Annotated in this window: 19 protein-coding genes and 1 other annotated feature; of the genes, 7 read left to right on the top strand and 12 right to left on the bottom strand. The window is 41.5% G+C overall.

The features are described 5' to 3' along the window. Nucleotides 1-19: 19 nt before the first annotated feature. Together thrB and thrA are read right to left on the bottom strand one after the other, a co-directional pair. Nucleotides 20-979 (bottom strand): homoserine kinase, encoded by a 960-nt coding sequence (gene thrB / locus PQR79_RS09875; protein ID WP_238102649.1) that lies wholly within the window; start codon nucleotides 977-979, stop codon nucleotides 20-22. After that, complete coding sequence (thrA, locus tag PQR79_RS09880) at nucleotides 976-3,444, bottom strand: bifunctional aspartate kinase/homoserine dehydrogenase I (protein WP_238102648.1); 2,469 nt, start codon at nucleotides 3,442-3,444, stop codon at nucleotides 976-978. Before thrA ends, thrB begins: the two co-directional genes overlap by 4 nt. Before the next feature lie 727 nt (nucleotides 3,445-4,171). On the opposite strand from thrA, the gene slyD reads away from it, so the two are divergent. Continuing rightward, nucleotides 4,172-4,732 (top strand): peptidylprolyl isomerase, encoded by a 561-nt coding sequence (gene slyD / locus PQR79_RS09885; RefSeq protein ID WP_238102647.1) that lies wholly within the window; start codon nucleotides 4,172-4,174, stop codon nucleotides 4,730-4,732. 234 nt (nucleotides 4,733-4,966) lie between these two features. After that, nucleotides 4,967-5,344: a hypothetical protein gene (locus tag PQR79_RS09890; RefSeq protein WP_238102646.1), complete on the top strand. Its 378-nt coding sequence runs from the start codon at nucleotides 4,967-4,969 to the stop codon at nucleotides 5,342-5,344. Between the two features lie 27 nt (nucleotides 5,345-5,371). Here the strand turns inward: PQR79_RS09890 and trpR are convergent, their stop codons facing one another. Further along, complete coding sequence (gene trpR, locus PQR79_RS09895) at nucleotides 5,372-5,650, bottom strand: trp operon repressor (RefSeq protein ID WP_188916755.1); 279 nt, start codon at nucleotides 5,648-5,650, stop codon at nucleotides 5,372-5,374. Between the two features lie 220 nt (nucleotides 5,651-5,870). On the opposite strand from trpR, the gene PQR79_RS09900 reads away from it, so the two are divergent. Next, nucleotides 5,871-6,320: a c-type cytochrome gene (locus PQR79_RS09900; protein WP_238102645.1), complete on the top strand. Its 450-nt coding sequence runs from the start codon at nucleotides 5,871-5,873 to the stop codon at nucleotides 6,318-6,320. 75 nt (nucleotides 6,321-6,395) lie between these two features. Here PQR79_RS09900 and PQR79_RS09905 read toward each other — a convergent pair whose 3' ends face one another. Next, entirely contained in the window at nucleotides 6,396-7,061 is a 666-nt protein-coding gene (locus PQR79_RS09905; protein WP_238102644.1) for a cytochrome b/b6 domain-containing protein, read from the bottom strand. A gap of 473 nt (nucleotides 7,062-7,534) precedes the next feature. Between PQR79_RS09905 and hpf the strand changes: the two genes are divergently transcribed. Together hpf and PQR79_RS09915 are read left to right on the top strand one after the other, a co-directional pair. After that, complete coding sequence (hpf, locus tag PQR79_RS09910) at nucleotides 7,535-7,888, top strand: ribosome hibernation-promoting factor, HPF/YfiA family (protein ID WP_238102643.1); 354 nt, start codon at nucleotides 7,535-7,537, stop codon at nucleotides 7,886-7,888. 120 nt (nucleotides 7,889-8,008) lie between these two features. Then, nucleotides 8,009-8,125: a sequence feature (Phe leader region), on the top strand. A gap of 56 nt (nucleotides 8,126-8,181) precedes the next feature. Beyond that, on the top strand, nucleotides 8,182-10,125 hold the full coding sequence (locus tag PQR79_RS09915) for a chorismate mutase (RefSeq protein ID WP_238102642.1): 1,944 nt from the start codon (nucleotides 8,182-8,184) through the stop codon (nucleotides 10,123-10,125). Between the two features lie 72 nt (nucleotides 10,126-10,197). On the opposite strand, the gene PQR79_RS09920 is transcribed toward PQR79_RS09915, so the two are convergent. The 8 genes from PQR79_RS09920 to ffh all read right to left on the bottom strand — a co-directional run bounded on the left by PQR79_RS09920 (nucleotide 10,198) and on the right by ffh (nucleotide 16,804). Continuing rightward, the gene (locus PQR79_RS09920; protein WP_238102641.1) at nucleotides 10,198-10,545 is read right to left on the bottom strand and encodes a hypothetical protein; all 348 of its coding nucleotides are present in this window, start codon (nucleotides 10,543-10,545) and stop codon (nucleotides 10,198-10,200) included. A gap of 115 nt (nucleotides 10,546-10,660) precedes the next feature. Beyond that, nucleotides 10,661-11,800, bottom strand: a complete 1,140-nt coding sequence (gene tyrA, locus PQR79_RS09925) for a bifunctional chorismate mutase/prephenate dehydrogenase (protein ID WP_238102640.1) — start codon at nucleotides 11,798-11,800, stop codon at nucleotides 10,661-10,663. A gap of 11 nt (nucleotides 11,801-11,811) precedes the next feature. Next, nucleotides 11,812-12,903 (bottom strand): 3-deoxy-7-phosphoheptulonate synthase, encoded by a 1,092-nt coding sequence (locus tag PQR79_RS09930; protein WP_238102639.1) that lies wholly within the window; start codon nucleotides 12,901-12,903, stop codon nucleotides 11,812-11,814. Between the two features lie 341 nt (nucleotides 12,904-13,244). Next, nucleotides 13,245-13,598 (bottom strand): 50S ribosomal protein L19, encoded by a 354-nt coding sequence (rplS, locus tag PQR79_RS09935; protein WP_238102638.1) that lies wholly within the window; start codon nucleotides 13,596-13,598, stop codon nucleotides 13,245-13,247. Nucleotides 13,599-13,631: 33 nt separating this feature from the next. Next, entirely contained in the window at nucleotides 13,632-14,378 is a 747-nt protein-coding gene (gene trmD, locus PQR79_RS09940) for a tRNA (guanosine(37)-N1)-methyltransferase TrmD (protein WP_188916772.1), read from the bottom strand. A gap of 15 nt (nucleotides 14,379-14,393) precedes the next feature. Continuing rightward, nucleotides 14,394-14,924, bottom strand: coding sequence for a ribosome maturation factor RimM (gene rimM, locus PQR79_RS09945; protein WP_238102637.1), 531 nt, complete (start codon nucleotides 14,922-14,924; stop codon nucleotides 14,394-14,396). 25 nt (nucleotides 14,925-14,949) lie between these two features. Further along, entirely contained in the window at nucleotides 14,950-15,201 is a 252-nt protein-coding gene (gene rpsP, locus PQR79_RS09950) for a 30S ribosomal protein S16 (RefSeq protein WP_160053063.1), read from the bottom strand. A 229-nt stretch (nucleotides 15,202-15,430) separates the two neighbouring features. Further along, complete coding sequence (gene ffh / locus PQR79_RS09955; protein WP_238102636.1) at nucleotides 15,431-16,804, bottom strand: signal recognition particle protein; 1,374 nt, start codon at nucleotides 16,802-16,804, stop codon at nucleotides 15,431-15,433. 295 nt (nucleotides 16,805-17,099) lie between these two features. Between ffh and PQR79_RS09960 the strand changes: the two genes are divergently transcribed. Together PQR79_RS09960 and PQR79_RS09965 are read left to right on the top strand one after the other, a co-directional pair. After that, nucleotides 17,100-17,888, top strand: coding sequence for a cytochrome C assembly family protein (locus tag PQR79_RS09960; RefSeq protein WP_238102635.1), 789 nt, complete (start codon nucleotides 17,100-17,102; stop codon nucleotides 17,886-17,888). Nucleotides 17,889-18,040: 152 nt separating this feature from the next. After that, nucleotides 18,041-19,327 (top strand): HlyC/CorC family transporter, encoded by a 1,287-nt coding sequence (locus PQR79_RS09965; protein WP_238102634.1) that lies wholly within the window; start codon nucleotides 18,041-18,043, stop codon nucleotides 19,325-19,327. Nucleotides 19,328-19,488: the final 161 nt, after the last annotated feature.

The raw sequence follows: 19,488 nt of genomic DNA on the forward strand, positions 1-19,488 counted from the left end.
TAAAGCGAATAGGTGATACTTACACGCAACGGGTGCCTAATTGATCTAATTTACACACATGAGCAAAACCGCCAGACTGAGAAATGTAATGCTTGAGCAACCAATCTTTTGCTTTCTCAGCTGTAGCAAGGTCATCAGTGACACTAAACAATGTCGGACCGCTACCTGATATACCGGTAGTTAACATGCCTAACTCAGCTAATGCTGAACGCGCATCGGTATAACCTGGAATAGCCGCCGCACGATATGGCTCAGCTAATACATCTTTAAGCATTTCAATGGCCAACGCGGCATCTTGCTGATAACTTGCATGTACAAAAGCACTTAAATAACGCCCAAAATCAATGGCAACCGCTTTATCGTATTGTGCTGGCAGTAATTCACGCATTTTCGCCGTAGACAATGAAATACCAGGATAAGCGACAACCCAATACCAATTGTCAAAGCTTGGAATAGCAGCACAAGCTTTATCCTTTGCATTAAGCATTAACTGCATACCGCCTAAATAACAAGGTGCGACATTATCATAATGCACGCTACCTGAAATTTTGCCTTCAAATTCACCCATTAATCCAAGCAAAGCTTGTTCATCAAAGGGGTGACCAAAATGCTCATTTAAGGCATATAACGCTGCAACGACCGAGCTTGCACTAGAGCCTAGTCCGCTGCCAACCGGAAGGTTTTTTTCTAAGCTAATGCTCACACCGTCTTTACGGTCAAGCTTATAGAGAAAGAACTCAGCACATTGGTAAACGATATTATCCTTACCTTCTGCTGGTAACTTATGCGCCCATTCACCTACTTGACTAAAATTAACCCCAGAATCGGCCGCACTAATCATGACTCTGTCACCTAACAGTGAACCATCAATTGGGGCTAATGCCGCACCCAATAAATCAAAGCCGACGCCGACATTACCCATTGACGCGGGGGCATACACGGTAAGCATCTTTTGGCTTACATTTACCGCTTGATTCATAGCCCAACCTCTCGAGTCCAGTTTAAGGTTCTTAATACGTCAGCAAAAGCGCCAGCTGCGGTAACATCTGTACCGGCACCATATCCTCTAAGCACAAAAGGAATAGGTTGATAATAACGGCTGTAAAACGCTAGCGCATTCTCGCCACCCTTAACGCTATATAATGGATTTGTGGCATCCACCTCAACAATTCTGACATGGCATTGGCCATCATCGATTTGGCCAACATAGCGTAACACTTTACCTTGCGCTTTTGCCGCAGCAACACGCTCAGAGATCTGAGCATCTAAGGATGGTAGGTTAGCCATAAATTGATCGACATCGCCTGAATCATCAAACGATGAAGGAAGCACTGACTCAACATTAATATCAGATAGCTCTAACGGTAAGCCTACTTCACGAGCAAGAATTAACACCTTACGCGCTACATCCATACCACTTAAATCCTCACGAGGATCTGGTTCAGTAAAACATTTTTCACGCGCAATACTCGTTGCTTGTGAAAGACTCATCCCTTCATCTAACATCCCAAAAATATAAGACAACGAACCAGATAAGATACCGTTAAATTTATGCAGTTTATCACCTGCATAAAGGAGTTTTTTCAAGTTATCGATAACGGGTAAGCCTGCACCGACAGTGGTTTCATATAAAAATTGACGACGCTGATTTAATGCCGTTTGGCGCAGTGCCTGATAATAAGCATAATCGCGAGTGTTAGCTTTCTTATTTGGAGTCACCACATGAAACCCAGCATTCATAACATCAAGATAGCGGTCAGACACGAGTTCACTTGAGGTACAATCTACCAATACAGGATTTAGCAATTGTTGCTCTTGTCCCCACTCAAGTAGCTTAGCAAGATCATAATCCTGCCCTTGTTGCTCTAATGATGACTGCCACTCATTAAGCTCAATGCCGTCGCTGTTTAATAACATTTGACGAGAGTTAGCAATACCGCAAACACGGATACTGATATGCTGCTCTTTTAGCATCGCAGCCTGTTGTTTGATTTGGTCTAATAAGCCCGCACCAACGTTACCACTGCCGACTAAAAACACATCAAGATATTGCTGAACATCAAAAAAGGCTTGATGACACGCACCAATAGCATGCTTGGTTTTTTTCTGTTGAATGACCGTCGAAATTGAACGCTCAGACGACCCCTGTGCTATTGCAATAATATTGACACTGGCTTTGGCTAACGCACTGAAGAACTTGGCAGCTACGCCTTTGTGCGTCTTCATACCGTCACCAATTAATGACACAATCGCCAAATCTTGGCGTTGCTCAATAGACTCAAGTAATTCATTTTTTAGTTCAAGCTCAAACTCTTGCTCTAATGCCCATTTGGCTTTATTTGCTTCATGAGTGGCAACACAAAAACTGATGCTATATTCAGACGAGCTTTGTGTAATCAATGACACTGAAATGCCACTACGCGAGATTGCTGCAAGCGTGCGGCTTGCCATACCCACCATGCCTTTCATACCAGGACCTGAAACGTTAAACATAGTTTGATGATCTAAGTTAGAAATTGCTTTAACTTGCAAGCCCGTTTGGTCTGCTTCATTTGACACCAAAGTACCAGGTGCCGAAGGATTAAAACTGTTTTTGATATAACAAGGGATATGATATTGAGCAATCGGCGCAATCGTTTTAGGGTGCAACACTTTAGCACCAAAATAAGACAGCTCCATCGCCTCTTGATAACTCAGCTGTGACAATAATTTAGCATCAGCCACGACACGGGGATCAGTATTGTATACGCCATCTACGTCAGTCCAGATTTCACAGCTTGATGCATCTAAACAAGCCGCTAATACCGCTGCCGAATAATCTGAGCCATTACGCCCTAATGTCACGACATTGCCTTGCGCATCGGCCGCAGTAAAACCAGGCATAACCCATACACGGTGATTATCTAACGGTAATAATCCAAAACGAGGTTTGCTAACGCTAATGTCAACAACTGACTCTAACGGTTGTCCGTGGGCAAGAAACAATGCCACAGGGTCAAGCTGCGAAGCTGTTAGGCCTTTAGCCAGCATCACTTGTTCCATTAATGCGGCAGACAAGCGCTCACCAGTTACAACGATTTGAGCTCGGACACTATCAGGGCATTCTCCTAGTAACTTGACGCCATGTAGCTTATCTTGCCAAACCGACATTTGTGCAGCTAACTTAGCGACTAACAACTCAAATTGTTGAGCAGAAAGTAATGAACCAGAAGCTTCAGTAAACAAGCTGGTATAGACCTGTTGAATATGCTCTAAAACCGGTTGGTAATCTTGTTGGCTTACTGCTATATCAACCATTTCTAACAATGCATTGGTGACAGTAGCAGGAGCAGAAAGCACTGTAGCAACAGATTCTACAGATGATGAGTCAGCGATAATATCTGCCGCCATCGAAAAACGTGACCAATTCGCTAGCGAAGTTCCGCCAAATTTCATTACTTTCATCTACATCTCCCTGTCACCACTTGATGACATATAAATTTAAAATCGTTGAATAAGAAATAAAAAAGCCCGCTTCAGTTGTGGGAAGCGGGCTTGTTGTACAAATCTTTTAGGGTGTAATCAGCCCGCCCCCACTCTTGTAATAGTGGTGGTTGTAATAATGGTAATTACAACGAGCATAAGGGTAAGCATCTAGTTAATCTCTTAATCAATTCTTTGAGTTTACTGTTTTAATCCAGCAACCGAATTTGCTGATACACATTGGCTTACAGAATTGCTTTTTTTGCCCAACCTTGTCAACCCCTGCTTACAGTTTATTTTAAAGTTATTTTTATTTGTTAGTTGCTTTATGCGCTTTATGAATATAAGGAGTTTCAAATTACGAACAAAATAAGCAAAATTGAAGTTAACAACAAATATCCTCACCATCAAAATCACTTTCAAAAAATTAAAAAAACAACAAATACATAAACTTAACCAAATGTACAATCACTCGTAGACAGATAACTCATCACATGTTCACCGTAGCATGCATTAACTCGCATATGTTTACTTCAAGTTTGGTCAATACCGTAAGAAACGTGATTTATTTTCAGTATCGCCTCGAAAAAGAGGAAAAGCGTAAGCAGAAATAAAAAAGCTGTGATTGAATAAGCAAAAACTGATGTTTGTCATCGCAGCCAGCTAACAAAATACGGTATGATGCGCTTAACACCAAATTGGAGGCGATATGAAAATTTCAAAACATGCAGCGGTTACCATTCATTACCGCTTGTCTGATGAGCAAGGTGAATTAATTGAAAGTTCATTTGAAGGTGAACCAATGGTTTATCTACACGGAACAGAAAACTTAATTCCAGGTCTCGAATCAGTTTTAGAAGGCAAAACAGCAGGCGAAAAAGTCGATGCTAACATCCCTGCCGATCAAGGCTATGGTGAATACCACCCTGGTTTAAAACAAGAAGTGCCAGTAAGTGCATTTGGTGACATCGAAGATATTATCCCTGGTATGCGTTTTATCGCTGAAACTGAGCTAGGCCAACGCCCAGTGCAAGTTACCGAAGTAAAAGATGATGTGATTGTTGTTGATGGCAATCACCCGCTAGCAGGCCAATCATTAAACTTTAGCGTCGAAGTCATTGCGGTACGTGAAGCAACAGCTGAAGAGCTTGCACATGGACATATTCATGCTGAAGGCGGTTGTGGTAGCCACGGACATGACCATGAACACGGTTCTTGCGGTTCTGAAAAACCAGGTTGTGATGGTAACGGCGGCTGTGGCTGTCACTAAAAACACATAGACTTTTTAATGCTTTTTGCCACTCAACAGTCAGTAAAAAGCATTAAAAGAATTGAAGGCTTTGTCTAAGTTCTAGGCAAGGCCTTTTTTTTTACGTTATAATTGGGAGGTAAATCACACTAATTAGTCAGACTTATTGTCGCTACTGTAAAGGACCACGGTGTAGCGAGAATCCTAACTAATTAGCTTTTCATATAATAATTAATACGTAGCGACGGAGTGCTTATGTTAATTAAACCTGTTTACGAGTTATTGCCTTTTAGCTATATGTTTGTTGGCTCTGTCAGTATTTTTTTGCTCGACCCTAGTTATGCGCTTATCGCATCCATTGTTGTGTACCTTTACGGGGCTCACATTTATAACTTACGGTCAAAAAATCGCCGCACAGACCCAAAAAGAAAACGCAAATCAGGTGGTATGCCAGAAATGCTCTATGGGCTGATGCCTTTCTTGTATGTATTAATGGCGGTAAGTTTATATCGATTTTATCCTAGAGACTCGAGCACCTTATTTTCATTGTGCTTGATCACTTATGGCGGTTATTTATTTTTACGTCGCTCAAGTTATCGACACCATAAATACCCAAAAGGTATCCGCCAATAGGCTGTATAGCTATACTTGCTAAGAGCGTTAGTCCAAAATTAACTTTCGGACTCTCGCTCTTTGGCTTGCGGGCATGTTTTTTAAATAGTTAGAGCATCGAGTAATCGTCGCGATACTCACTTGATGTTCAGCTGCAATCTGTCGCTGACTCAACTCTCCTGCCAGCAATGTTTGAAACACCTGTAGACGACCCGACACCGCACTTCTTTCTTCTTCTGTCAGCAATAATTGAAACAACACTGACAAATCATCCTCATTATTATGAGTGAGTATTTTATCTACGACTAAATTCCAATTGGCACGCATAATTTTATTCTCTTTGTAGTAATGCCGAAACAGTACAAGTGTATCAACTTACCTTAGCGCTTTGCAAAAGACTCGCGTGATAAACATCAATAAAAGATATCGCAAAGTCTTAATAAAATTGTGTAGAATGAATGTGATTGATTGCACGTATACTCAAAAAAACGAGATTTACGTCGTGCTTATGGAACCAGTACCACTACTGATAAAAAGAAGGACTACGATGAAAAAGTTACTATTGACCGTTGCGGCAACCGCAATACTTATTCCGGCTGCGTTCGCTAATAATTTCGAAAAACCAGCTGATGCGATTGAATATCGTCAATCTGCGTTTGGGTTAATCGCATATAACTTTGGTGATATGGGTGCCATGCTCAAAGGTAAAAAGCCATTTGATGCAAGTGTATTTAGCTCACGAGCTGACAATGTTGCCGCACTATCTAAAATACCTCATGAAGGTTTCATTGATGGTACTGATACAGGCGACACCGAAGCATTAGCTAAAATTTGGCAAGATAAAGCTGATTTCGACAGCAAAATGACAGCATTTCAAGATAATGCTGCAGCATTAGCAGTTGCAGCTAAGTCAAGTGATCAAAATCAAATCAAACAGGCTTTTGCTAACACAGGTAAAAGCTGTAAAGGTTGTCATGACGTTTATAAAAAAGATTAATACGCGATAAATTAATCTAAAAAAATAAAGCCCGTCACGATGGGCTTTATTTATATCTTCGCAACAAATGCTGTTCTACAAAAAACTCACTACTGGCTCTAGCAGTAACCACCAAATACCAGCAAACAACAACGCCACTATCACCAATGCTAACCAAGGTGAGCGCAAGGCCGGGGCAGTCACTTGACCACTAACATATTTATAGCCACTGAACATCGCCTTAACTAGATTTTCGCCTTTAACCACATGCACAATCACAGCTGCAACGTGCAATACAACCAACCCTAAAATCACATTAAAATTGGTTTTATGTAACCAGGTTAGCCAATTTGCAGTATCAGAAGACACGAGGTGAATTAATGGCCCTTCAGTAAAAATTTCATCTGTAGCAAATAAGCCCGTTGTTAATTGCAACACTAACAATCCAAGTAACGCAAACACCATATACCCCCCTAAAGGGTTATGACCTAATGATATTGGTTTAGGATTGCTCAGCGCATAATTAATGACTTTTTTAGGCCCAACAAAGAATTGGTTAAATTTAGCCGTTTCACTCCCTATCACGCCCCAAATCAATCTAAACAAAATCAGTGTCATTAACACATAAGCCAGTACTTGATGCCATTGCATCTCACCCATTTCAGCGGTCCACCACAAGCCGCCTAATAAGCCAACCATGGACCAATGAAATAAACGGGTTGGAAAATCCCATACCTTTATTTTGTGTTGTTCTATACTCATTATAAATATCTCATATCATCTGCTTGGCCTGATTATAAGCTAATCATACAGGCGTTAAATCATGTAAGTCAGATTTAACATCATTTAAAAATGCTTAGCAAATTGTTCTGCCAAGACGGTTTTATATTGAAACGTTGAGTTTGACACAAGGCAAGAGTGTTGAGAGCGGTGTTTATTTAGGTAACACAACAAATAGTAAACAAAAGGGTAAAGCAGGATTAGCGTAAGACATAAGACCATTTACGGCGAGAAAACAAGCAAAAATTTTACTTTAGCACCTATTGATCTATTCAAATATGCGCTAATCACTACGGTAAAACAAGTCAATTTTAACTCATTTTCATCAAAAATGTCTAAGCGATCAAATAAGCGGCAGTCGGCAGAGAACACCTATAATAATGTGATTTAGATCACGCTTTTTATGGCTAACCTTGGTAATCTGAAGTTAAGCAAACAACAAGAAGGTTCTAAATATGCTGAAAATCACTAGCAAACAACTTGAAGTCACTGCCCTCATCCGCGAACGTATTGAAGGAAGATTAGAAAAACTATCTCGACACGATGTTCAGTTAATTAATCCGCACGTTATCATCACCCAAGAAAAGCAACTGTTTAAAATTGAGGCTTCAGTTGGATTACCTAGTGGAGATTTATTCGCCCAGGCAAAAAGTGAAAACCTATACGCAGCGATTACTGCAATGGGACAAAAGCTGGAAAAACAGCTAAATCGCCTGACCCAAAAACCCCAGGCTCAGCGCCACGTACCATTAATAGATGATACCGAAAGCGAATTTGAGTATGTTTATAAGGAGGAAAACGCAGCTTGATGTTATTTATCTCTCACCAGCGCACCTTCGGGTGCGCTTTTTTTGTCTGCAATTCACCTTTGATGAATAAAATTACATTGACAGCGGTCACTCAGAGCTTTAAGTTTTAAAGCATGAAAACAAAATTCTACAGCCTTTTTATTTTCTTTTTTATTCAGCCCACCCTCGGAGGCGGATTTTCTGTGTAAAAACGAAAATGAAAATTCAAAAGCCTCCCAATTGGGAGGCTTTTTTGTCTATAAATACTGTTGTATTTACGATACGACAGTCTATTGCGTTACATTGAGGTTAATATGCAAAAACCACCAGAGTTAAGTCAAACTCGTGAGCAGATAACAGCACTCGATAAATCATTATTAGAGCTGTTATCTAAACGCCGCCAATTGAGCTTAAATGTCGCCCGCAGTAAAGAAGTTGATGTTAGACCGATACGTGACACCCAAAGAGAAAAAGAGCTCCTCGAGCGCTTAGTGCAACAAGGGCGTGAACAAGGACTTGATGCACACTTTGTCATTTCGCTCTATCAAAGCATTATTGAAGACTCAGTGCTGTTTCAGCAAACCTATTTACATGGCCGTGCTAATCCTGACACCCAAAAACAACAATATACGGTAGCGTACTTAGGTGCTCGAGGATCATATTCTTACTTAGCCGCAACTCGCTACTGCTCTCGCCGCCAAGTTGCCATGATCGATTTTGGTTGCCAAAGTTTTGATGACATCGTCAATGCTGTTGAATCTGGTCATGCTGATTACGGTTTTTTACCCATAGAAAATACCTCATCAGGTTCAATTAATGAAGTGTATGACGTACTGCAACACACAACATTATCCATTGTGGGTGAAACCACCATTGAGGTCGGCCACTGTTTACTGGCAAAGCCAGATAGCAAGATAAGTGATATCAAAACGATTTACGCTCATCCGCAACCGATTAGTCAATGTAGCCGCTATTTAAGCCAATACCCTCATATCAAGCTAGAATATTGCTCAAGTAGCGCAGAAGCAATGACGAAGGTTATCGAAGCAGATAATAACGCTGTAGCGGCAATCGGAAGCGCTGAGGGCGGTGCACTGTATCAGTTAGTGGCTATCGAAAAAGGGTTAGCTAACCAAAAAATTAACCAAAGTCGCTTTATTGTGGTCGCGAGAAAAGCCTCGGCGGTACCCTCTCAACTCCCAGCAAAAACCACATTAATTATGGCCACCGGCCAAAAGCCGGGCGCGTTGGTAGAAGCACTGTTAGTGCTAAAGGCACATAACTTAAACATGAGCAAACTTGAGTCACGTCCAATACCAGGCACGCCTTGGGAAGAGATGTTTTACATCGACATCGACGGCAACTTAGCCACAACAGAAGTACAGCAAGCGATTAAAGAGTTAGAGCGTTTAACAAGATTTATTAAAGTCTTAGGTTGCTATCCATGTGAGACGGTTAAACCAACTCAATTATCTCAAGCGCAATTATTAATTGAACCCGACAGCTCAAAACATATCGCAGCTAAAACCGTGTCGAATAATCAGGACAAACATTCGCGTGATTACAAATCACAAGATACCCAATTAGTATGTCAAAATTTACATATTGGTGCGGGTCAGTTTGGCGCGCTACAGCAAATTAACTTACCGATTGATAATACAGAGTTAGCGACCCAAGCAAAGCATATTAAAGAGTCAGGATTTCAAGCCATTGTGTTAAATGATTTAAAAAATCAGCTTAACGAGCAACAATTAAAATTACATGCACAAGTGATTGAACAAGCTGGTTTGCTGTGTGTAATGCAAATCGATCAAGAACAAGACTTTGCTTTAGCTAGCCCTATTGCTGATATGCTCATTTTAGCAGGTAAGCAAATGTATAACCCTGATTTGTTAGCACTTATAGGCTCGGTTAACCTACCGGTATTATTAGAGCGTAATACCATGGCCAGTATTGATGATTGGCTTCAAGCCGCTGATACGGTTCTTAGCCATGGCAATCAACAATTAGGCTTATGTGAGTCAGGTGTAAGAAGCTTTACTCACCCAGAGCAACTCGGTTTAGATTTAGCAGGCTTAGTTGAAGTGAAATCACGTAGTCACTTACCTGTTATCGTCAATACCAGCTTTAGCATTGATCCCACACGGTTAGCAACCCATGCCAATGCAGTAAAGCAGCTTAATGCGGATGGTATTATATTATTGAAACAAGATGGAGTATCTCAAGCAGACCTTATTCATAGCCTATATCAGACATAGAATTGGTTTGAAGCATCATAAAAAATGCCGAGAATATTCTCGGCATTTTTTATTGTTAAAGCGCATTGTAACTTATACCGCTAAGCCATCATTTAAACTAATCCAGCCTTTAAAAATGCGATAGCTAAACCAACTTACGCCTATAAGATACATGGGTAAACTTAACCACAGTGGACTAATCCAATAACCCGCAATAAAAAAAGGGCACAGGCCAATAATACTGGTTCGCTGCCAGCGTAAGTGACTGCCTAACACTGACTCTGGATTAACATTTTTTTGAATTAAATTAAACCATAAGCTTAACAGCACAGGGACAAAAAATAGTGGAAACGCACTCATTAAACCATAAAGAAAATGCCCAAGGGAATTGTCTTCAACCTGTTGTTGTACAGGTAGCATATTCGATGGTGTCATCGACATAGTCATCCTCCAAAGGCAAGTTTACAGGGTTTAATGACACGTAAAATAATCGGTCTCATTAATTAAACATAAGCCTTGTGTCACACTTTAGCAATAATAGAAACGATTAAAAAGATTAACCCGCCTTCATATCATTGACCGACTGCAACATTGCACGGCTTTCATGTTGAAACTGCGGTGCAAAATCACCAAACCATTTAGCAACACGTTGAAACTGAGTCACAAACTCTTGACGATTTCCCGACTTAAGCATGGCAAGTGCATCACGATAGTTATCTAAATAATCACTAATCGCATGCTGACTGCCTTGTTGGGCAAAAATTATATCGGCATAAAGTTCAGGATCTTGAGCAAACAGCCTACCGACCATGGCCAGTTCTAAGCGATATATTGGGGAGCTAAATTGCAATAGGCTTTCAATATCGGCTTCCTCTTTGCACAGATTTAAACCGTAAACAAACGTTGAAAAATGACGCATAGCCTGCACCAATTGCATCGCTTTATCATGACGCTCTGCTTCAGCTTCCACAATGCGTGCACCCCAAATCTCCATTTGCTGCAATAGCCATTGATACGCATGCGGTTCGCGCCCATGACACACTACCACGACTTGTTTAGCAAGACTCCCCACATCTGGGCCAAACATTGGGTGTAACCCGACTACAGGCCCTTTATGAGCTTCAAGCATAGCTGCCAGAGGCTTCTGCTTAATCGAGGTTAAGTCTGCTAAAATGCAGTGCTCTGGCAACTGAGTTAATTTGTCTGCGATAACGTCACAGGTAACATTAATCGGTACGGTCACAATCACTAAACCTGCACCATCAAAAATAGCGTCGGCATTTTGCCAATCATTTTTATCAATGCTGTTAACTTTATAACCCGATAATGTCAGCATTTGAGTGAACAATTGCCCCAGCTTACCTTCACCACCCACGATAACAACATGACCTAAATCTTGTTTAACCTGCTTAAAACCAACATCTTTTTCATTAAGATAAGATTCACGCATTAATCGACGTAAAATATCTTCAATTAATTGCGGCGATACATTGATGTTTTCAGCTTCGGCGCGGCGCTTAGCTAGCATAGATGCTTCACGCTGGGGTGCATAAATGGGGACCCCAGCCGCATGTTTTACCGCCCCAACCTGCGCGACTAAATCAAGACGCTTGCGTAATAGGTGTAACAGTTGCTGATCAACACCATCAATTAAATCACGTAGGTTCTCAAGATCAGCAGTAGTCTTTTCGTTCATTTTGTTATTCATTAACCGTTGGCAACCTGCAGTAAATCAAACCGAGTCGGTAATACTGCAGACAACTGGTTAGCGCCTTGTCTTAAAATAGTTTCAGTCGTATCCCAATCAATGCAAGCATCCGTTACAGAAACCCCGTATTTAAGCTCTGTTAAGGGCTTATCTGAACTTTGATTTCCTTCATTGAGGTTGCTTTCAAGCATAACACCAATAATCGATTTATTGCCTGCTTGAATTTGGTTAAATACATCTTCACAAACATTTTTTTGACGTAAATGATCTTTAGACGAATTCCCGTGGCTACAATCAACCACTAAACGTGCACTGAGCTTTGCCTTGTGAATTTGTGCTTCACTTTCTGCCACACTGGTGGCGTCATAATTAGGCGCTGAACCACCGCGTAAAATGATGTGACCATCAGGATTACCCGCAGTTTGCAATAATGCCACTTGGCCTTCTTGGTTAATCCCCATAAAGCGATGACTACTGGCGGCTGATTTTAATGCATTAATTGCCACGTCTAACTTACCGTCTGTGCCATTTTTAAAACCTACAGGCATCGATAAACCTGACGCCATTTCGCGGTGGGTTTGTGACTCAGTCGTGCGCGCGCCAATAGCTGACCAGGTCACTAATTCTGAGAGGTACTGTGGGCTAATGGGATCAAGCGCTTCTGTGGCAATCGGTAATTCAAGCTCTGCTAACCAAATCATGAGTTCACGCGCCATTCTTAAGCCTTTCTCAACATCAAATGACTCGTCCATATCTGGATCATTAATCAAGCCTTTCCAGCCAACCGTTGTGCGTGGCTTTTCAAAGTAAACGCGCATAAGTATGTAAAAATCATCACTGAGTTCGTCATGAAGCTTTTTAAGCTTTAATGCATATTCTTTCGCGGCATCAATATCGTGAATTGAACATGGACCGGTAACGACCAAGACTCGGTTATCACGTTTATGAACAATATCTGCCACCTGTTTACGGGCATTGAGGATATATTGGTAAGCATGAGTCGACAGCGGTAATTCTTGCTTTAATTCTGCAGGAGTCACTAATACTTGTTCTGAACTAATGTGCACATTATTGATGGTATCTTGCTGCATGCTTATCACTCTCTTATGACTTCAGGCCAAAGGCCACACGTAAATTATATTTTGTGAACTGGGTGTATTTTTGTAATGCTACACCATTACACTCTATAAGGAACTATGCCTGTGCTTAGGTTGGAGATCAAGGCTTATTTAAGGAAAAGATTAAAATAATTTAAAATGCAGATGATTTGAAATATAAGCGAAATGAAATAGGACTAAACACACATTTTGTTAACTTTTTTAATTGACCTAGCCTCATATCGTTGAATATGGGATTTATACCCAAAAACAAAAACCCGCCTTTCGGCGGGTTGTTGTGCGAACACTGCATCTTTATTCTGTATCGGTAACTATTACTTAGTTGCCAATTTTTCACGGATACGTGCAGACTTACCTGAACGCTCACGTAAATAGTACAGTTTAGCACGACGTACACGACCGCGACGCTTAACTTCGATGCTAGCAATTAATGGGCTGTGCGTTTGGAAAGCACGCTCAACACCTTCGCCATTAGAGATTTTGCGAACTGTGAATGCAGAGTGCAAACCACGGTTACGCTTAGCAATAACGACACCTTCAAAAGCCTGAAGACGTTCTTTATCACCTTCTTTAACACGAACTTGAACCACTACTGTATCACCAGCACCGAATTCAGGTACGTCTGTTTTCATTTGCTCATCGTTGAGCATTTTAATGATATTGTTCATAACTACTCCGTTCTAGAATTAACTGAGCATTGACTATGCGGACTTGTCCGTTTCATTCACGAACTGCGCTAATAAAGTCGTTTGTTCGTCAGTCAGAGCTAGATTTTCAAATAATTCTGGTCGTCTCAAAAAAGTTCTTCCGATACTTTGTTGCAAACGCCAGAGTCTAATTTTTTCGTGGTCACCACTTAGCAGCACTGCAGGTACATCCATACCATCCAATTGTTCAGGGCGTGTGTAATGAGGACAATCCAGTAAGCCATCAGAGAAAGAATCTTGCTCTGCTGACGCTTGCTTGCCAAGTACACCTGGTACTAAGCGAGCCACTGAATCGATTAATGTCATTGCCGGTAACTCGCCACCCGAAAGTACGTAATCACCAATAGACCATTCTTCATCCACTTCCGTTTGAATAATGCGTTCATCAACACCTTCGTATCGACCACACACTAAAATCATTCGGTCTGATTTAGCCAACTCAGTCACGCCACGCTGATCCAGCTTGCGTCCCTGAGGCGACAAATAAATCACTTTTGCCCCATCACCTGCAGCAGCTTTTGCTGCATGGATGGCATCGCGTAAAGGTTGCACCATCATTAACATTCCTGGGCCACCACCATAAGGGCGGTCATCCACAGTACTGTGTCGATCATGGGTGAAATCACGAGGATTCCACGTTTGCACCTCAAGCAGGCCGTTTTTCACGGCTCGACCCGTAACACCAAAGTCTGTAACGGCACGAAACATCTCTGGAAACAGGGTGATTACCCCTAACCACATATGTTGTACCTCGACTTAGAAGTCAGGATCCCAATCCACTAAAATCTGTTTCCCTTGCACATCCACCTGTTTGACGAATTGCTCGGGGACAAAGGGGATCATACGTTCCGCTTTGCCGAAGGCATCTTTGGCATTAGCTTTAACTAACAGCACGTCGTTTGATCCTGTTTCCACGATCTGGTCAACAATACCCATGTTATAGCCGTTTATATTGGTCACTTCACAGCCGATAAGATCACGGTGATAAAATTCATCATCAGCGAGCTCTTTCATTTGTTCTGGCAAAATCGCAATGTCACAATTAGTGAGCATTTGCGCATGCTCTCGTGTAGTCACACCTTCAAGTTCAGCAACAAGTGCCTTTCCCTGAAAACGCCACTGCGCAACCTTAACTTCACGCCACACGCCTTGCTCTTTAATCAACCAAGGCGAATAATCGAAAATACCTTCAACAGAATCGGCATAGGAAGTGATTTTAAGCCAACCTTTAATACCATGACTGGATCCTAATTTACCCAGTACGATTGGCTGTTGGTTTTCGCTCATCTATCTATACCTTTTAAATACGCAATTAAGCAGCAGCTTTACGCGCGTCTTTGATCAGTTTTGCAACACGCTCAGATGTTGCAGCGCCAGTAGCAACCCAGTGCTCAACACGATCAAGATCTAAACGTAACGTTTCTTCTTGGCCACGAGCCAATGGATTGAAGAAACCAACACGTTCGATGAAACGACCGTCACGAGCATTGCGGCTATCAGCAACAACGATATTGTAAAATGGACGCTTTTTTGCGCCGCCACGAGCTAAACGAATGGTAACCATGCGTTTTATTCCTCTAATGATTTGCTAGAAGCAAAAATAAAAACTGGAACTCCGTGTTCGCGAAGAGTCCCAGAAAGAAAGCCGGAAGATTTTACCTGACTTTTGAACTATTGCAACCAAATCTGATGTTTTTTAGCTCACCGATTTTGTTGCACTAATGTCAAAGATATAACCTAACCAACTGATGAATATATTAATTAACTACGTTTATACTTAAAAGATGACTTAATTATCTTCCAGGAAACTTCATTCCAGGAGGTAACATGCCGCTCATTCCGCGCATCATCTTCTTCATACCACCCTTTGCAGACATCTTTTTCATCATTTTCTGCATTTGGGTAAACTGCTTTAATAAACGGTTAACGTCTTGGATTTGAGTGCCTGAACCTAAGGCGATTCGGCGTTTGCGAGAGCCTTTAATTAAATCTGGGTTTTTACGTTCTTTGGCTGTCATCGAATTAATGATGGCTTCCATTTGACCGGTCATTTTACCGTCTTGAACTTGAGCTAAGGCTTCTGGTGGTAATTGACCCACACCAGGTAACTTTTCTAGCATGTTCATCATGCCGCCCATGTTTTTCATTTGTTGTAATTGCTCACGAAAATCTTCAAGATCAAAGCTGCCACCAGATTTGACTTTAGAAGCAAGCTTCATGGCTTTGTCTTTATCAACGCCACGCTCAACTTCTTCAATCAGTGACAATACGTCACCCATGCCTAAAATGCGAGATGCAATACGGTCTGGGTGGAATGCCTCTAGTGCGTCAGTTTTTTCACCGACACCTAAGAACTTAATAGGCTTACCCGTGATATTACGGATTGATAACGCGGCACCACCACGGGCATCACCGTCAACTTTGGTTAAAATAACCCCAGTTAATGGTAGGGCTTCGTTAAAGGCTTTGGCGGTATTAGCCGCATCTTGACCCGTCATGGCATCAACAACAAACAACGTCTCAACAGGATTAACCGTGGCGTGTAGCGCCTTGATTTCATCCATCATGGCTTCGTCAACGTGCAGACGACCAGCCGTATCGACAATCACCACATCAATAAATTTAAGCTTAGCGTGGCTAATTGCCGCTTTAGCGATATCGACCGGCTTTTGACTGACATCAGATGGAAAAAATTCAACGTCGACTTCTGTCGCGAGAGTTTCTAGCTGTTTAATTGCCGCAGGGCGATATACGTCAGCACTGACGACTAACACTGACTTCTTATGACGAGTGCGCAGCAGTTTACCTAATTTAGCAACAGAGGTGGTTTTACCCGCACCTTGTAAACCGGCCATCATAATCACGGCTGGTGGAGTTGCTGCTAAGTCTAAGGCTTCGTTTGCCTCGCCCATGGCTCTTTCAAGCTCACTTTGAACGATTTTGATAAAAGCTTGCCCAGGGCTTAAGCTTTTTGACACCTCTTGACCCACAGCGCGTTCTTTTACGCTGTTAACGAATTCTCTAACAACAGGTAAAGCGACATCCGCTTCAAGCAGCGCCATACGCACTTCGCGCAGGGTTTCTTTAATGTTGTCTTCTGTTAAGCGACCACGACCTCTAATATTTTTTAGTGTGCGTGACAGTCTGTCGGATAAATTCTCAAACATTGATCAGCTCTTTTAAGCATATCGATAATTGTGGCTATTATACCCAAGCCACTCTAAATTACGATACTTGCGACCACAAGAACGTCAACTGATATCCTGTTTAGGTAAATTATTTGCCGCTAAGGGTAAGATACTGTTAAATTTTGAGCCTCAGGTCACTGCCATAATAGGCCCTGTTCATGTTAATCTAAGACAAACAATGGGATTACAGTATCTGAATGCTATTTTATTGCCTTTATTAACGCATATACTGTTTTCAACGACGCGTTCACCACTCTGATAGGTTGATGTTAAAATGGTTATTTTTTCAGCTGCTGCGATGTTTTTTTATTGCATCGCATTAATTTTGGTCACCAGTAGGCTGTTTCATGCCCAAGGTCCGAACCGTAAAGCGGTCATGGTCGCGTCTAGCATTGCCGTCGTCCTTCATGGCTTTGCACTGTCTAACGCTATTTTTACCCTTGATGGGCAAAACTTCAGCTTAACGAATGTTATCTCATTGGTTAACTGGATTATCGCACTCGCGTTTACCATCACTATGCCGCGTCTTAAAGTGATTGTTGTGGTGCCTGTGGTTTATGCCTGTTCGGTATTGTCGGTTGCCCTACTTTGGCTCTTGCCGCCGCAGTATATGACTCATTTTGATTTACACCCCGAACTGCTTGCTCACGTTGTATTGTCACTGATGGCGTATAGCGCCATGATGATTGCGGCTTTATACGCCATTCAACTTTGGTTTATTCAAAACAAACTGAAAAAGAAGCAAATGATGATGAGCCCCGCAATGCCACCGTTAATGACGGTAGAAAAGCAGCTGTATCATCTGATTATTATTGGTTTTGTATTATTAAGCCTATCTTTAATCACCGGTTTTGTGTTTTTAGAAGACATGTTTGTTGACGGTAAAGGCCATAAAGCCGTGTTATCGATGGTAGCTTGGGTGGTCTATGCCATTATGTTGTGGCAACAATATACCGTAGGCTGTAGAATCCGTACCGCTGTTATCTATAGTTTATCTGGTGCCGGATTACTTTCATTAGCCTACTTTGGCGCAAGAATTGTTAAAGAGCTGATATTAAACTAATTAAGTTATTTATTCTTTAGGTAGCCACTCGCATCTCATTGAATCATCAATAAGATAACTTGACACTAACAGCCATTCATAAATAATGGCTGTTAGGATTATATACATTGGTGTTATTTCACTAATTTTACTGTACTTTAATGGGGCCCTTTTTGGACGCTATATCTACCAGCGCACTCCTTATTTTTCTTCTAGTGTTGATTATCATTTCTGCCTACTTCTCAGGTTCAGAAACGGCAATGATGAGTCTAAACCGCTACCGCTTACGCCATCTTGCAGGCAATGGACACAAAGGTGCTCAACGTGCGTTAAAGATGCTCGACCGCCCAGACAGACTGATTGGTTTAATTCTTATTGGTAATAACCTAGTCAACATTTTAGCCTCTGCTATTGCGACCATTGTGGGGATGCGTTTGTTCGGCGATATGGGAGTTGCGATTGCGACTGGCGTGCTCACCCTCGTAGTATTAGTTTTTGCTGAAGTGACACCAAAAACCTTTGCAGCATTACATCCAGAACGTATCGCCTTTCCTTCTAGTATTTTATTAGGCTGGTTGTTAGTTTTATTATCGCCTTTAGTTAAGATCATCAATTTAATTACCTCTGGCTTTTTACGTTTAATGGGCATTAAAACAGTAAAAACCAGTGATGCATTAAGTCAGGAAGAGCTTCGTACAGTAGTGCATGAAGCTGGTGCCTTGATCCCTCAGCGTCACCAAGAGATGCTCTTGTCTATTCTTGATTTAGAAAAAGTCACCGTCGAAGACATTATGATTTCACGTGCAGATATTTACGCCATCAATGTTAATGATGACTTTAAACTCATTAATAAAATGGTGATTCAAAGTCCTCACACCCGCGTGTTGGTGTATCGTGACAATATTGACGATGCGGTAGGCTTTATTCATTTGCGTGATGCGCTAAGGTTACAGTCCAAAGAGCAATTCAGTAAATCCTCTTTATTACGTGCCGTTAAAGAATTGTACTTCATCCCAGAAGGCACTCCGCTAAACGTACAGCTGTCTAACTTTCAGCATAATAAAGAACGTATAGGCTTAGTGGTTGATGAATATGGTGATATTCAAGGACTGGTGACCTTAGAAGACATTTTAGAAGAAATTGTTGGTGACTTTACCACTTCAATGATCGCGACACCCAGTGAAGACATTAACATTCAGCAAGACGGCAGCTTCTTAATCGATGCGACAATTAACATCCGCGATCTCAATAAAGAAATGAAATGGGACTTACCTATTGATGGCCCCAAAACATTAAATGGTCTGATTATTGAATTTCTTGAAGACATTCCTGCAGCCAGCACCAGCTTACATATAGCCGGTTATCATATTGAAGTTGTAGAAGTGGCTGACAATATGATTAAAACAGCAAGAGTGCTACCCAGCAATCTAGAGCCTGTTGAAACTGATGACGATGAGTAATCACTTTCAATAATTAACTCACAAAAAAGGCGCTTATTGCGCCTTTTTTGTGAGTTAATTATTATACCAATCGGCATTAGAATTTGCTCTTTTAGCGAAAGTTATCAGTGAGGTAGTCGAGGCGGCCTTTTGAGGGCATAGTGACTACATTAAGAAAGGCT

It is taken from the genome of Shewanella metallivivens, from assembly GCF_028750675.1.
GTDB classification, from domain to species: Bacteria; Pseudomonadota; Gammaproteobacteria; order Enterobacterales; family Shewanellaceae; genus Shewanella; species Shewanella metallivivens.

Coding starts and splice junctions, on each gene's coding strand:
- thrB (WP_238102649.1), bottom strand. CDS start 979: ATGAATCAAGCGGTAAATGTAAGCCAAAAGATGCTTACCGTGTATGCC.
- thrA (WP_238102648.1), bottom strand. CDS start 3,444: ATGAAAGTAATGAAATTTGGCGGAACTTCGCTAGCGAATTGGTCACGT.
- slyD (WP_238102647.1), top strand. CDS start 4,172: ATGAAAATTTCAAAACATGCAGCGGTTACCATTCATTACCGCTTGTCT.
- PQR79_RS09890 (WP_238102646.1), top strand. CDS start 4,967: ATGTTAATTAAACCTGTTTACGAGTTATTGCCTTTTAGCTATATGTTT.
- trpR (WP_188916755.1), bottom strand. CDS start 5,650: ATGCGTGCCAATTGGAATTTAGTCGTAGATAAAATACTCACTCATAAT.
- PQR79_RS09900 (WP_238102645.1), top strand. CDS start 5,871: ATGAAAAAGTTACTATTGACCGTTGCGGCAACCGCAATACTTATTCCG.
- PQR79_RS09905 (WP_238102644.1), bottom strand. CDS start 7,061: ATGAGTATAGAACAACACAAAATAAAGGTATGGGATTTTCCAACCCGT.
- hpf (WP_238102643.1), top strand. CDS start 7,535: ATGCTGAAAATCACTAGCAAACAACTTGAAGTCACTGCCCTCATCCGC.
- PQR79_RS09915 (WP_238102642.1), top strand. CDS start 8,182: ATGCAAAAACCACCAGAGTTAAGTCAAACTCGTGAGCAGATAACAGCA.
- PQR79_RS09920 (WP_238102641.1), bottom strand. CDS start 10,545: ATGTCGATGACACCATCGAATATGCTACCTGTACAACAACAGGTTGAA.
- tyrA (WP_238102640.1), bottom strand. CDS start 11,800: ATGAACGAAAAGACTACTGCTGATCTTGAGAACCTACGTGATTTAATT.
- PQR79_RS09930 (WP_238102639.1), bottom strand. CDS start 12,903: ATGCAGCAAGATACCATCAATAATGTGCACATTAGTTCAGAACAAGTA.
- rplS (WP_238102638.1), bottom strand. CDS start 13,598: ATGAACAATATCATTAAAATGCTCAACGATGAGCAAATGAAAACAGAC.
- trmD (WP_188916772.1), bottom strand. CDS start 14,378: ATGTGGTTAGGGGTAATCACCCTGTTTCCAGAGATGTTTCGTGCCGTT.
- rimM (WP_238102637.1), bottom strand. CDS start 14,924: ATGAGCGAAAACCAACAGCCAATCGTACTGGGTAAATTAGGATCCAGT.
- rpsP (WP_160053063.1), bottom strand. CDS start 15,201: ATGGTTACCATTCGTTTAGCTCGTGGCGGCGCAAAAAAGCGTCCATTT.
- ffh (WP_238102636.1), bottom strand. CDS start 16,804: ATGTTTGAGAATTTATCCGACAGACTGTCACGCACACTAAAAAATATT.
- PQR79_RS09960 (WP_238102635.1), top strand. CDS start 17,100: ATGGTTATTTTTTCAGCTGCTGCGATGTTTTTTTATTGCATCGCATTA.